The sequence below is a fragment of the Pseudomonas sp. LBUM1671 genome (assembly GCF_059695685.1).
This window is the reverse complement of record NZ_CP166782.1, coordinates 4,590,090-4,602,627: the sequence shown is the minus strand read 5'-3', so window position 1 is coordinate 4,602,627 and position 12,538 is coordinate 4,590,090. Positions and strand designations below refer to the sequence as shown.

The following is a 12,538-nucleotide window of genomic DNA, read 5'->3' as shown; positions in this document are numbered from 1 at the left end:
AACGCGGTTGGCGCGTTCGCCTGTTCTTTGTTGACTGATTTTTTCGAGAACCTACATGCTCAATAACGATCGGCTGTTGGTGCAGATTCTGCTCCTGGTGCTGTTTGGCGCGAGCCTCTGGGTGATGGCGCCGTTCTGGTCGGCCTTGTTCTGGGGCGCGGTGCTGGCGTTCGCCAGTTGGCCGCTGATGCGATTGCTGACCCGTTGGCTCAATGGCCGCGAATCCCTGGCCGCGCTGGTGCTGACACTGGGCTGGATGTTGCTGGTGGCGGTGCCGCTGGTCTGGCTCGGGTTCAACCTGGCGGACCACGTGCGTGACGCCACGGCGCTGATAAAGGATGTGCAGATGGACGGTTTGCCGGAGGCACCGACCTGGCTGGGGGGTGTGCCTTTGGTGGGCGAGCGGTTGGTGGTGATCTGGAACAGCATCGATCAGCAAGGCGCGGCGATGATGGTCGCGGTCAAACCTTATCTGGGCCAGGTCGGCAACTGGCTGCTGGCGCGCAGTGCACAGATTGGCGGCGGGATTCTCGAGCTGACGTTGAGCATTGTGTTCGTGTTCTTTTTCTACCGTGACGGGCCGCGGTTGGCAGCGTTTGTCCATGGCTTGCTGCAGCGGCTGATTGGCGATCGCGCCGGCTATTACATTGATCTGGTGGCGGGCACCGTGCAGCGGGTGGTGAACGGAGTGATCGGCACGGCGGCGGCGCAGGCGGTTCTGGCGTTGATCGGGTTCCTGATTGCCGGGGTGCCCGGGGCGCTGGTGCTGGGCATCGTGACTTTCATGCTCAGCCTGATTCCGATGGGGCCACCGTTGGTGTGGATTCCGGCCACCGCGTGGCTAGCCTGGAAAGGCGAGTACGGGATGGCGGTGTTCCTCGGGTGCTGGGGCACGTTCATCATCAGCGGCGTCGACAACGTGCTGAAGCCATATCTGATCAGCCGGGGCGGGAATTTGCCGTTGGTGATCGTGTTGCTGGGCGTGTTTGGCGGTTTGATTGCGTTTGGGTTTATCGGCTTGTTTATCGGGCCGACGTTGCTGGCAGTTGCGTACAGTCTGTTGACGGACTGGAGCAAGAGTCATGCGCGGGTAGAGGATCGCCAGCCTTAATCGTATGTCGTGGCTGATGACCTCTTCGCGAGCAAGCCCGCTCCCACAGGGATCTGGATGTAACACACGAAAGCGTGAACACCACTGAATCCTGTGGGAGCGGGCTTGCCCGCGAAGCTTTTGACTCAGGTCGATACGTTCAGGTACTTGCCCACGCTCGCCACGTTATCAAGCGAATACTGCTTGCTCAGGTTGGCGATCATTTTGTTCAGCGCTTCATTGACGTTGAACTGCGTGGTGGAGCTGTCGCTGGTTTTCTCGCGACCCGCTTGCAACGCCGCTTGCAGTTCATCGCTGCTGACCGCGCCACTGCTGTCACTGTCCAGCACTTTGAGCAATGCGGCGCTGGTGTCGGTGCTGGTTGATGAGGTGTTGTTGCTGGCCTGCAACGCGCTGCTCAATTCGGTGGCGGTCACGCTGCCGTCGCTGTCCGCATCCAACTGGCTGAACAGTTCTTCGCTGGACACCTGCTGTGGCGGCGGTGGCGGTGGTGCCATTGCCGCCATTTCCTCGCTGCTCAGGCTGCCGCTGTCGTCGCTGTCAAGGTCGCCAAAGTTTTTGCTCAGGCTGACCAGAAGACCCTCATCGGTTTTCTGCGACAGAGCGCTTTTGAGCTCGTCCTGATCCACCGCGCCGTCGCTGTTGCTGTCGAGCTTGGCGAACAGTTCTTTCTGGAATTGCTGGCTGCGGGCGCTGTTGGTCGAGGTGCTGCTGGTGCTGGTATAGCTCGTGTAATTGCTGACGCTACCAATCATTGGGCTCACTCCCTGGAATGGAAAACCGGCGGGTGCACCGGCTTATGCAGCGTCAAGGGGCAAGGTGTCGTGGGTGTGTGGGGTTTGTACCGAGTGGTACACATGCGCAGGAATCAAAAGCGCCGCAAACCCTGTGGGAGCGAGCCTGCTCGCGATAGCGGTGTGTCAGTCAACATCAATGGCGACTGATACACCGCTATCGCGAGCAGGCTCGCTCCCACAAGGGATTTGGGGGTGGCTCAGGTGCGGGGCAGGTGGATCACTGCAGTGAGGCCGCCGCCGGGTGTTTCTTCAAGGCTCAACTGCCCGCCCAGCCGGTCCGCCGCTTCGCGGGCAATGGTCATGCCCAGGCCGACGCCGCCCGAATTGCGATTGCGCGAACCTTCCAGACGAAAGAACGGCTCGAACACCGCTTCACGTTTGTCCGCCGCAATTCCCGGGCCGTGGTCGATGACGCGGATCACCAGTTGCTCGCGGTTATCTTCCAGAGTGATCCGCGCATGCCCGGCATAGCGCAGGGCGTTGTCCAGCAGATTGTTGATGCATGAGCGCAAGGCCATCGGCTGCACTTGCAACGGTGCGCAGTGGCCGCTGGTCTGGACATCGGCACCCTGATCCTGGGCGTTTTCGCTCAACGATTCCACCAGCGCCTGCACGTCCATCCATTGTTCGGCTTCGCTGGTGCGCTGTTCGTGCAAATAGGTGAGGGTGGCGTCGAGCATGCTGATCATGTCGTCCAGATCCTGGCGCATCTGGCCCTGCAGCTTGTCGTCGTCGATCTGTTCCAGACGCAACTTGAGACGTGAGAGCGGCGTGCGCAGGTCGTGGGACACTGCGCCGAGCATCCGCGAGCGCTGCTGCACCTGCTCGATAATGCGTTTCTGCATCAGATTGAAGGTGTAGGCCGCTTGCCGAGCTTCCCGTGGGCCGGATTCATCCAGCGGCGGGCTGTCGAGGTTTTCGCTCAAGCGCTCAGCAGCGTCGCTCAAGCGCTGGATCGGTCGACTCAGCAGTTTGGCACCGTACCAGGCGGCAATGATCAGCGAGACAAACTGGAACGTCAGCGGCACCAACGGTCCGCCGAACCACGGCCGCGGCGGTCGGTTTTCGAAGCGCGGGTCCATCGGCGGACGCTGACCGTCGATGCCTTGGGAAAACGCCGGTGGCGGCGGAGGCGGCGGAGGGCCGTAATGGTGAAACCAGGCAAACGCCAACAGGTGCGCCAGGATGATCGCCAGCAACAGCACGCCAAACAGGCGGCCGAACAGCGTATCGAAGCGCGCCCGCATCAGCCGATGTCCCTCGCGTCGAACAGATAACCCTCACCGCGAACGGTCTTGATCAGCTGCGGGGCTTTTGGGTCATCGCCGAGCTTCTGGCGCAGGCGCGAGACCAGCAAGTCGATGCTGCGATCAAACGCTTCAATCGAACGACCACGGGCGGCATCCAGCAGTTGTTCGCGGCTGAGCACCCGACGCGGACGTTCGATGAACACCCAGAGCAGGCGGAATTCAGCGTTCGACAACGGCACCACCAGGCCATCAGCGGCAATCAGCTGACGCAGCACGCTGTTCAGGCGCCAGTTGTCGAAGCGAATATTCGCACGCTGTTCAGTACGGTCGTCGCGCACTCTGCGCAGAATGGTCTGAATCCGCGCGACCAGTTCTCGCGGTTCGAAGGGCTTGGCCATGTAGTCATCGGCGCCCAGTTCCAGGCCGATAATGCGGTCAGTGGGTTCGCAGCGCGCGGTGAGCATCAGGATCGGAATGTCAGACTCGGCGCGCAGCCAGCGGCACAGCGACAACCCGTCTTCACCGGGCAGCATCAGGTCGAGCACCACCACGTCGAAATGCTCCGCTTGCAGTGCCAGGCGCATGGCGGCGCCGTCGGTGACGCCGCTGGCGTGAATATTGAACCGGGCCAGGTAGTCGATCATCAGTTCGCGGATCGGGACGTCATCGTCAACGATCAGGGCGCGAATGCTCCAGCGTTTGTCGTCAGCGGGCGCTTTTTGATCGTCATTCAGAGGTGCTGGAGTGCTGTGCATGCGTGTGTTCATCTGCCAGGTAGGCTGCCAACCACAAAGATGGGCTGCGAGGTTGTGGTTCCAGCATAGGCGTCCGGCCCGGAGGCGGGAAGTGCTGTAAGGACGTGTTGCGGCTGCCGAGGGTAGCGAGCAAGGATGTTGTGGGCGTGTCGTGTGTGTATCGAACTCGACACAATCGCTGCAGGGGCTAGGCTTGCTTGAGTCTTCGGGACGATTTACCGATCATCGGGTCCCGCAGTGGCGCTGGTTCCGCTACAATGCGCGCCGATTTCGTCCTGCCTGAGAGCCCGCACATGTCCGTCTGCCAGACTCCTATCATCGTCGCCCTGGATTTCCCTACCCGTGACGCCGCACTGAAGCTGGCCGACCAGTTGGACCCGAAGCTGTGCCGGGTCAAAGTAGGCAAGGAACTGTTCACCAGCTGCGCCTCGGAAATCGTCGGCACCCTGCGTGACAAGGGTTTCGAAGTGTTCCTGGACCTCAAGTTCCACGACATCCCGAACACCACCGCCATGGCGGTTAAAGCGGCGGCGGAGATGGGTGTGTGGATGGTCAATGTGCACTGCTCCGGCGGTCTGCGCATGATGGCCGCCTGCCGTGAAGTGCTCGATCAGCGTACCGGCCCTAAACCGCTGTTGATCGGCGTGACCGTGCTGACCAGCATGGAGCGTGAAGATCTGGCGGGTATCGGCCTGGACATCGAGCCACAAGAGCAGGTGCTGCGCCTGGCCGCACTGGCGGAAAAAGCCGGGATGGACGGTCTGGTGTGCTCGGCCCTGGAAGCCCAGGCGCTGAAATCGGCGCACCCGTCGCTGCGACTGGTGACCCCGGGGATTCGCCCGGCGGGCAGCGCCCAGGACGATCAGCGCCGTATCCTGACGCCGCGTCAGGCGCTGGATGCCGGTTCCGATTACCTGGTGATTGGTCGTCCGATCAGCCAGGCAGCGGATCCGGCCAAGGCGTTGGCTGCCGTCGTGGCCGAAATCGCCTAAACGCTGCGGAACCTGTGGGAGCGGGCTTGCCCGCGATGGCGGTGTATCAGACACATTGATGGTGGCTGACACGCCCCCATCGCGGGCAAGCCCGCTCCCACAGGTTTTTTTTGTTGTCAGGTCGTTAAACCTTCAGAACCAACTTCCCGAAATTCTCGCCGCTGAACAACTTCATCAGCGTCTCCGGGAACGTCTCCAGCCCTTCAACAATATCTTCCTTGCTCTTGAGCTGCCCCTTGGCCATCCAGCCGGCCATTTCCTGTCCGGCGGCGGCGAACTGCGCGGCGTAGTCCATCACCACGAAACCTTCCATCCGCGCGCGGTTGACCAGCAACGACAGGTAGTTGGCCGGGCCCTTGACCGCTTCCTTGTTGTTGTACTGGCTGATCGCGCCACAAATCACCACGCGCGCTTTCATGGCCAGGCGACCCAGCACCGCGTCGAGAATATCGCCGCCGACGTTATCGAAATACACGTCGACGCCTTTCGGGCATTCACGCTTCAGGCCCGCATGCACGTCTTCGTTCTTGTAGTCGATGACGCCGTCAAACCCCAGTTCATCGATCAGGAACTTGCACTTGTCCGCGCCGCCCGCGATGCCGATCACACGGCAGCCTTTTATCTTGGCGATCTGCCCGGCAATGCTGCCCACTGCACCGGCGGCGCCGGACAACACCACAGTGTCACCTTCCTTCGGTGCGCCGACATCGAGCAGCGCGAAGTAGGCGGTCATCCCGGTCATGCCCAGTGCGGACAGGTAACGCGGCAGCGGTGCCAGTGTCGGATCGACCTTGTAGAAACCTCGTGGCTCGCCGAGGAAATAATCCTGCACGCCCAGTGCACCGTTGACGTAGTCCCCGACCGCGAAGCCGGGATTGTTCGAGGCAACGACTTTGCCTACACCCAATGCGCGCATGACTTCGCCGATACCGACCGGAGGAATGTAGGACTTGCCCTCGTTCATCCAGCCACGCATGGCCGGGTCCAGGGACAGGTATTCGTTTTTGACCAGGATCTGACCCGCAGCCGGTTCGCCGACTGGCACTTCTTGATAGGTAAAGGTCTCGCGGGTAGCCGCGCCCACCGGACGTTTGGCAAGCAGGAACTGGCGATTGGTCTGGGAAGTCATGACAGGCACTCAAGATGAATGAAGCTTTGTTGATAGCCCTTCATGATCGATGCCGCAAGTTTGGCTGATGCGGCGAATGCACATCGATCCAGTGCAGTGATAGTCGGTGCCGCCGTTCTATCACTGCAACTCATGGGCAAACAACCGGGCTTCTGATAGTGCTGCCGTGTCATACACCCCGTGGCTAGACTGGAAACACGCGATCCCCCGCATTCTTCTCTTTGAGGGCATAACAATGAGCATGACGTTTTCCGGCCAGGTCGCTGTGGTGACTGGCGCTGCCAACGGTATTGGCCGCGCGACCGCCCAGGCATTCGCCGCTGAAGGGTTGAAAGTGGTGGTGGCCGACATGGACACGGCCGGGGGCGAAGGCACCGTGGCGCTGATTCGTACAGCGGGTGGCGAAGCGACCTTCGTGCGCTGCAACGTCACGCTGGAAAGCGATGTAAAAAATCTGATGGACGAAGTGGTGAATACCTACGGTCGTCTCGACTATGCCTTCAACAACGCCGGCATCGAGATCGAAAAAGGCAAACTGGCAGAAGGCACGATCGATGAGTTCGACGCGATCATGGGCGTCAACGTCAAAGGCGTCTGGTTGTGCATGAAGTACCAGTTGCCGTTGCTGCTGGCCCAGGGCGGCGGTGCGATCGTCAACACCGCGTCGGTGGCGGGCCTCGGTGCGGCGCCGAAGATGAGCATATACGCGGCGTCGAAACATGCGGTGATCGGCCTGACCAAGTCGGCGGCCATCGAATACGCCAAGAAGAAGATTCGTGTGAATGCGGTCTGCCCGGCAGTGATCGACACCGACATGTTCCGTCGTGCCTATGAAGCAGACCCGAAGAAGGGCGAATTCGCCAACGCCATGCACCCGGTCGGACGCATCGGCAAGGTCGAGGAAATCGCCAGCGCGGTGCTGTATCTGTGCAGCGATGGCGCGGCGTTTACCACAGGTCACTCCCTGGCCGTGGACGGTGGTGTTACGGCGTTCTGACAAACAAGGTTTGTAGCGTAGGAAAAAGCCCGCATTCGTGCGGGCTTTTTCATGGTTCCGAGAAAGGGATGAACATTGTGTTTCAAATGGTTAGAACCGAGGGTTTTGGCGGCGTTGTCGCACATCCGATCAAGCAGACCTGTGATTAACTGTTTCCCGCAAATGGACAGGAGTTTGCTTGCTCATGGAATTGAGAATCGATCGACAGGCATTGGTGCCGGTCGTACAGCAAATCGTCGACGCGTTGGCCGTCTGGCTCCGTCAGAGCGAGGTGCTGCCAGGGACGCGTTTACCTTCTGCGCGGCACATCGCGCGGGTCAATCTGCTTAGTCAGTCCTGCGTCGTCGAAGCCTGTGAGCGGCTGGTGACTCAAGGTGTACTGGCCTCGCGTCATGGCGCCGGATTCATCGTCGCCACGCCGGCGCTGGCCGTTCAGGGGCAACAGGATTGTTTCTGGTTCGAAGGGGCGGACGTGAAACAGGGCGGTCTCTCGAGCGAACTCAGACTGGGTTGTGGCGGGTTGCCCGAAAGCTGGCGCGAAACGGACGACCTGAGCTACGCGATTCGTCAGGTCAGCCGTACCGACATGGCCGGGTTGTTCAACTACAGCCCATCACGGGGCCTGCCTGCCTTGCGTCTGCAAATCCTCAAACGCCTTGGACAGCTCAGTGTCGACGTGGACGAAAACCGTATTCTGACCACAGCAGGTGCCAGTCAGGGGCTCGACCTGATCGTGCGCACCTTGCTCAAGCCGGGTGATTGCGCGGTGGTGGAAAGTCCGGGGTATCCGTTGCTGTTCGACCTGCTCAGGCTGCACGGCGTGACCATGATCGAGGTGCCGCGCACCCCGCGCGGGCCTGACACGGCACGGCTTGAAGCGTTGCTGGTGAAGCACAGGCCGCGCGCGCTATTCATCAACAGCTTCTACCACAACCCGACGGGCAGTTGCCTGACGCCCGTGGTGGCACAGCAGGTTCTGCAACTGACCAGAATGCATGGCGTGCTGGTGATTGAAGATGACGTCTATGCGGACTTGCACCGCGGCCCCGGGACTCGCCTCGCTGCGTTGGGTATCGATGACAACGTGATCTACATTGGCAGCTACTCGAAAACCCTCAGCAGTTCATTGCGGGTCGGCTTTGTCGTGGCCAGTGAGGAGGTTGTTTCGCGACTGGCCGAGGTCAAGATGATCAGCAGCATGGGCGCCTCAAGGTTCTGCGAGTCGGTGCTGGCTTGCCTGTTGGCCAGTGGTGCTTATCGCAAACTGGTCCAGCGTCAGCGCCAGCGTTTGAATACGGACCGAGAGGCGGCCTTGCAAGTGCTCGAAGACGCCGATTGGGAGGTTTTCGGCAAGCCAGCCGGTGGACTGTTCATCTGGGCGCGATCGCGCATGTCCGACTACGCTCAGGTGCGCAAACAGGCCAGGCGCTTCGGTGTGCTGCTGTCTTCTGCCACGGCCTTCAGTCCTGACGGCCAGGCCAATGACTGGCAGCGCATCAACGTGGCTTATGCCTGCGATCCCCGAGCCCGGGCATTTTTTCAGGCAACCGCTGCGAATCGACCTAAAACGTTCTGAAAACGACGTGGGCGTAGCTTTTTGCCATTATTCCGACGCCAGAGACTTGTGCTGGCGTATGCCCATTGCGAATCTGCGTCAACAGACTATGTCAGGGGACTAAGTGCAATGATTTCGGCCGTGCAAGGACGTTTTGCCAACCTCGGTATGGCAAAAAAAATGGGTGTCGGGTTTGTATTGGTGCTGCTGCTGACGGCTCTGGTGGCAGCCATTGGCGTTTGGTCCCTGCAAACCATCAGTCATCGCTTCGACGGGCTCAAGCAGATGTCGTCGCTCAACAGCGGTTTGCTCAAGGTGCGACTGCTTGAGCAGGATTACGCCTTGCACGGCAATCCGAAAACCGCCGATGCCCTGCGCCAGGGCGTTGATGGCCTGATCGCTTTGGCGACGCAGCTCAAGGCTGCGTCAGCGGCCAATGTACCGGTGATGAATGACGTCGAGCAGTCCCTGATGGCCTATCGCAAGGCCTTCGACGAATTCGTCTCGCTGAGTCAGGCCAAGGACCTGGCCCTGGAAATGGCCAGTTGGTCGGTGTCCAGCGTGGCCAATAACCTGGATGTCCTGCAAGCCGGGCTTGCCGATGACGGCGCCTATACCTTGAAGGAGTCCGAAGGCAAGGACGGTGGGCAGTTCATCGAGCAGGCCAATCAGGTCAGCCAGGTGTCGCGGTTGATGCTGCAGGCCATGAACGAAGCGCGCGTGCGTCTGGACCAGAGCCGCAAGGGCGACGACAGCGCCGGCCAGGGCAAGATCGAGCAGGCCGATCAGGCGCAGGTTCAGGCCGAGCAGTTGAAAACCACGGTCAAAGATGAGGGCTATCAGACCGTCCTCAATGAAGTGGCGGGCCACATCAACAGTTTCAGCGAGAAACTGACTGAGTACACCGGCCTGTTGGCCGAGGAAAAAACCGTCTACGAGCAACTGCACCAGCGAGCTGCACAGGTGGTGGAGCGGGTCGATCAGGCGTATGCCGCCGAAGACCAGTCGATGCAGGCCGAACTGAAAAAGAACTCGCTGCTGATCATCGGCTCCTCGGCCCTGGCGTTGCTGGTCGGGTTGATTGCGGCATGGGTGATTACCCGGTTGATCGTGGCGCCGCTGCGCAGTGTGATTCGTGTTGCGCAGCAGATTGCCGCGGGTGATTTGAGTGCGACGGTCGAAGTGACGCGCCGAGACGAAATCGGCCAGTTGATGCAGGCCATGCAACAGATGGGGGCGGGGCTGAGCACCATCGTCAGCGGTTTGCAGGCCGGTATCGAGCAGTTGGCGAGTTCGGCGCAATCGCTGTCGGCGGTGACCGAGCAGACCAATCTGGAGGTCAGTAGCCAGAAGGAAGAAACCGAGCAGGTCGCCACGGCGATGAATCAGATGACGGCGACGGTGCATGACGTGGCGCGTAACGCGGAGGAAGCCGCTCAGGCTGCGCAAACCGCGGACGGTAAGGTTGAAAGTGGCCAGCAGGTGGTGCGTCAGAGCATGGCGCGGATCGAGCAGTTGGCGGACTCGGCGACGTCGGCCAGTTCGAGCATCGAAAGCTTGAGTGCGGAAATCCAGAACATCGGCACGGTGCTCAGTGTGATCAAGAGCGTCGCCGAGCAAACCAATCTGTTGGCGCTCAATGCGGCGATCGAGGCTGCCCGGGCCGGCGAGCAGGGCAGGGGGTTCGCGGTCGTGGCGGATGAGGTTCGGGCGTTGGCCAAGCGCACTCAGCAATCGACCGAGGAAATTGAGCGTCTGGTGAGCGCCTTGCGTTCGGCGGCGCAGTCATCGGTGCAGCAGATTCAGAACAGTGGTGAGTTGGTGAAGCTGGCGGTGAGTGACGCGTTGCAAACCGAGAGTGCGTTGGGGAGTATTGCGGCGGCGGTGTCGTTGATTCAGCAGATGAACCAGCAGATTGCGGCGGCTGCCGAGGAGCAGAGTTCGGTGGCTGAGGAGATTAATCGCAGTGTGACGAGTATCCGCGCGAGTGCGGATCAGTCTTCGTTGGCGATGCAGGGGAATGCGGCGTCGAGTATTGAGCTGGCGCAGTTGGGGGTTGAGTTGAAGGGGATGGTTGGGCACTTTCGGCTCTGATCTGTCTCCCGGCGAATGTGCACAGATCTAATGTGGGAGTGAGCCTGCTCGCGATGGCGGCCTGATAGCCGACCAGTCTCTTGCTGGTGTACATATCCATTCCTGCGGTAACGGCGGCTGGCGGTTTCGCCCTTACGGCGAGGCACTTTTTTCAAACGCCAAAAAAGTACCCAAAAAGGCTCGCCCCAAGCGTCCGGCCCCTCGCCTGGGCTCGGCGTACCTTCGCTCCGGTATCCATCCGGGGACACTGCCCTCCGGTCTGCTTCGCGACGACCTACATGCAGCGTGTTCGACTGCGTCGAACGGCGCTGCGCGCCACTCCCCGGATGAACACCTCCACTCAGCCTCCCGAAAGGGGCGGGCAGATCAAGATCAAAAGCAGGCGAGCTAACGCTCGGCCTAATGAGTGGTGAGAAGCGAGCGGTACACGCCGATTCCTGTGGGAGCTGGCTTGCCAGCGATGGCGGCCTGACAGCCGACCAATCTCTAGCCGATGCACACCAAATCCCTGTGGGAGCTGGCTTGCCAGCGATCGCGACCTGACAGCCAACCAATCTTCCCCGGCATTACTCACCCACCACACCCACCGCAAAAAAAAACCACCTCGCGGTGGCTTCTTTTTACTTCGTCTGATCAGTCGTAGATCACTTTCTTCTTCCAGTCCGCATCCGCCTCGACTTCTTTGAGGCCGGCGTTCAACTGGTTGGTCTCGCTTTCAACGGCGGCGATGTTGTCCATCACCATGGCGTTGGCGCGAGCCAGGAGTTTTTCCAGGTATTCGAGCTGTTCGGCGTAGACCTGGGGTTCCTGCTGTTTACGCAAGTATTGCACGCCGCGCTCGAAGGCGAGGCGGGCCTGGCCTGGCTGGTTTTGTTGCAGGCAGTGCTGGCCGAGGTTGTTGAAGAACTCGATGTGCAGCAGCACCAGAATGTGGCGCACTTCGCGGATCCAGCGCTTGGCTTCGTTGGTCGGCAGAAAACCGTCCTGCGCCGCGCGGGTGATTTGGCCGTGCAGGGCTTCGAGCAGGAAACGCACGTCCTTGGCCTTGGCTTCGGTCTGGATCGGTGCCGGCGGGTTGTTGACCGGGATCGATTCGCCTTGCGCGGCCAGGGCTTCCAGTTCGGTAATCCGCGCCCTGAGGTTGGAGCTGGTTTTTTCCAGGTTGAGCAAACGCTGGCAGACGTTGAGCTCCAGACGGGTCAACAGCAGTTTGAGCGCCGGTGTCATCAGCTGACCGGGGAAGGTCTCGGTGATTTCGCCGCAGCGACGCAGGCGGTCGTTGAGTTCAACCTTGGTACGGGCCTTTTCCAGCTTGTTGTTTTCCACCACATGGTTCATGTAGCCAATGGCGATCAATAGTGCAATCCCGGCTACGACTAGCAGGGTGATCATGAGTGGTGTCACCGGTAAGACCTCTTTATAGGGTTCGCGATCGAGTGTAGTGGCTTGGCATTTGGGCGCATAGGGCCGCTCGACGAGATGAATCGGTTGTGGCTGTCTTTATATCGGCCGGGGTTCTACTTATATAAATGCTGGCAAAGGTGGGTCACATTGCCATCATCTTCGGCGGCGGACTATAACGTCTTGGTGGTTGCCAGAATATAGCCGCCCAAGGTCAGGAGAAGGAAAACCCGGAATCCCGGCTGAAAGCAGGGCGAAGTCATTGATTTAAATAAATTTATATCTGGGGGTTGACGACCCCTCAATCCATCCATAGAATGCGCGCCACTTACAGCGTAAAGCACACAGCGAAACGCGGTAGGGAGTGAATGTTGTACGTGTGTCCCCTTCGTCTAGTGGCCTAGGACACCGCCCTTTCACGGCGGTAACAGGGGTTCGAGTCCCCTAGGGGACGCCA

At 60.3% G+C, this 12,538-nt stretch carries 10 protein-coding genes, 1 tRNA gene and 1 pseudogene; 7 read left to right on the top strand and 5 right to left on the bottom strand.

Annotated elements, in window-relative coordinates; translation table 11 throughout:
- Positions 1–55: 55 nt before the first annotated feature.
- Positions 56–1,111, top strand: a complete 1,056-nt coding sequence (locus ACA060_RS21255; RefSeq protein WP_497313010.1) for an AI-2E family transporter — start codon at positions 56–58, stop codon at positions 1,109–1,111.
- Positions 1,112–1,236: 125 nt separating this feature from the next.
- Here ACA060_RS21255 and xopAW read toward each other — a convergent pair whose 3' ends face one another.
- The 3 genes from xopAW to ACA060_RS21240 all read right to left on the bottom strand — a co-directional run bounded on the left by xopAW (position 1,237) and on the right by ACA060_RS21240 (position 3,913).
- A complete protein-coding gene (xopAW, locus tag ACA060_RS21250; protein ID WP_497313008.1) occupies positions 1,237–1,866 on the bottom strand; it encodes a XopAW family type III secretion system calcium-binding effector in 630 nt (209 codons plus the stop codon).
- A 239-nt stretch (positions 1,867–2,105) separates the two neighbouring features.
- A complete protein-coding gene (locus ACA060_RS21245; RefSeq protein ID WP_497313006.1) occupies positions 2,106–3,155 on the bottom strand; it encodes a sensor histidine kinase in 1,050 nt (349 codons plus the stop codon).
- Complete coding sequence (locus ACA060_RS21240; RefSeq protein ID WP_077749216.1) at positions 3,155–3,913, bottom strand: response regulator; 759 nt, start codon at positions 3,911–3,913, stop codon at positions 3,155–3,157. The genes ACA060_RS21245 and ACA060_RS21240 overlap by 1 nt, the downstream gene beginning before the upstream one ends.
- Before the next feature lie 293 nt (positions 3,914–4,206).
- Here ACA060_RS21240 and pyrF point away from each other — a divergent pair, with 293 nt between their 5' ends.
- Positions 4,207–4,905 (top strand): orotidine-5'-phosphate decarboxylase, encoded by a 699-nt coding sequence (gene pyrF / locus ACA060_RS21235; protein ID WP_497318326.1) that lies wholly within the window; start codon positions 4,207–4,209, stop codon positions 4,903–4,905.
- Between the two features lie 124 nt (positions 4,906–5,029).
- Here pyrF and ACA060_RS21230 read toward each other — a convergent pair whose 3' ends face one another.
- Positions 5,030–6,034 carry an NADP-dependent oxidoreductase gene (locus ACA060_RS21230; protein ID WP_109633901.1) on the bottom strand — a complete coding sequence of 335 codons (1,005 nt, stop codon included), beginning with the start codon at positions 6,032–6,034 and terminating at the stop codon, positions 5,030–5,032.
- A 235-nt stretch (positions 6,035–6,269) separates the two neighbouring features.
- Here ACA060_RS21230 and ACA060_RS21225 point away from each other — a divergent pair, with 235 nt between their 5' ends.
- The 4 genes and pseudogenes from ACA060_RS21225 (at position 6,270) to ACA060_RS21210 (ending at position 10,680) form a co-directional block, all read left to right on the top strand.
- A complete protein-coding gene (locus ACA060_RS21225) occupies positions 6,270–7,031 on the top strand; it encodes an SDR family oxidoreductase (protein ID WP_461991780.1) in 762 nt (253 codons plus the stop codon).
- 184 nt (positions 7,032–7,215) lie between these two features.
- Positions 7,216–8,607, top strand: coding sequence for an aminotransferase-like domain-containing protein (locus ACA060_RS21220; RefSeq protein ID WP_497313003.1), 1,392 nt, complete (start codon positions 7,216–7,218; stop codon positions 8,605–8,607).
- A 108-nt stretch (positions 8,608–8,715) separates the two neighbouring features.
- Positions 8,716–9,819 (top strand): annotated as a pseudogene (locus tag ACA060_RS21215) (HAMP domain-containing protein); the annotation flags it as partial.
- Complete coding sequence (locus tag ACA060_RS21210; protein ID WP_371922089.1) at positions 9,799–10,680, top strand: methyl-accepting chemotaxis protein; 882 nt, start codon at positions 9,799–9,801, stop codon at positions 10,678–10,680. The pseudogene ACA060_RS21215 and the gene ACA060_RS21210, both read left to right, overlap by 21 nt.
- A 633-nt stretch (positions 10,681–11,313) precedes the next feature.
- On the opposite strand, the gene ACA060_RS21205 is transcribed toward ACA060_RS21210, so the two are convergent.
- Positions 11,314–12,084: a hypothetical protein gene (locus ACA060_RS21205; RefSeq protein WP_497313001.1), complete on the bottom strand. Its 771-nt coding sequence runs from the start codon at positions 12,082–12,084 to the stop codon at positions 11,314–11,316.
- 378 nt (positions 12,085–12,462) lie between these two features.
- Between ACA060_RS21205 and ACA060_RS21200 the strand changes: the two genes are divergently transcribed.
- A tRNA-Glu gene (locus tag ACA060_RS21200) sits at positions 12,463–12,538 on the top strand.

What these genes read in the sequence shown, in the direction of transcription:
- ACA060_RS21255 (WP_497313010.1), top strand. Translation starts at nt 56, where the DNA reads ATGCTCAATAACGATCGGCTGTTGGTGCAGATTCTGCTCCTGGTGCTG.
- xopAW (WP_497313008.1), bottom strand. Translation starts at nt 1,866, where the DNA reads ATGATTGGTAGCGTCAGCAATTACACGAGCTATACCAGCACCAGCAGC.
- ACA060_RS21245 (WP_497313006.1), bottom strand. Translation starts at nt 3,155, where the DNA reads ATGCGGGCGCGCTTCGATACGCTGTTCGGCCGCCTGTTTGGCGTGCTG.
- ACA060_RS21240 (WP_077749216.1), bottom strand. Translation starts at nt 3,913, where the DNA reads ATGCACAGCACTCCAGCACCTCTGAATGACGATCAAAAAGCGCCCGCT.
- pyrF (WP_497318326.1), top strand. Translation starts at nt 4,207, where the DNA reads ATGTCCGTCTGCCAGACTCCTATCATCGTCGCCCTGGATTTCCCTACC.
- ACA060_RS21230 (WP_109633901.1), bottom strand. Translation starts at nt 6,034, where the DNA reads ATGACTTCCCAGACCAATCGCCAGTTCCTGCTTGCCAAACGTCCGGTG.
- ACA060_RS21225 (WP_461991780.1), top strand. Translation starts at nt 6,270, where the DNA reads ATGAGCATGACGTTTTCCGGCCAGGTCGCTGTGGTGACTGGCGCTGCC.
- ACA060_RS21220 (WP_497313003.1), top strand. Translation starts at nt 7,216, where the DNA reads ATGGAATTGAGAATCGATCGACAGGCATTGGTGCCGGTCGTACAGCAA.
- ACA060_RS21210 (WP_371922089.1), top strand. Translation starts at nt 9,799, where the DNA reads ATGCAGGCCATGCAACAGATGGGGGCGGGGCTGAGCACCATCGTCAGC.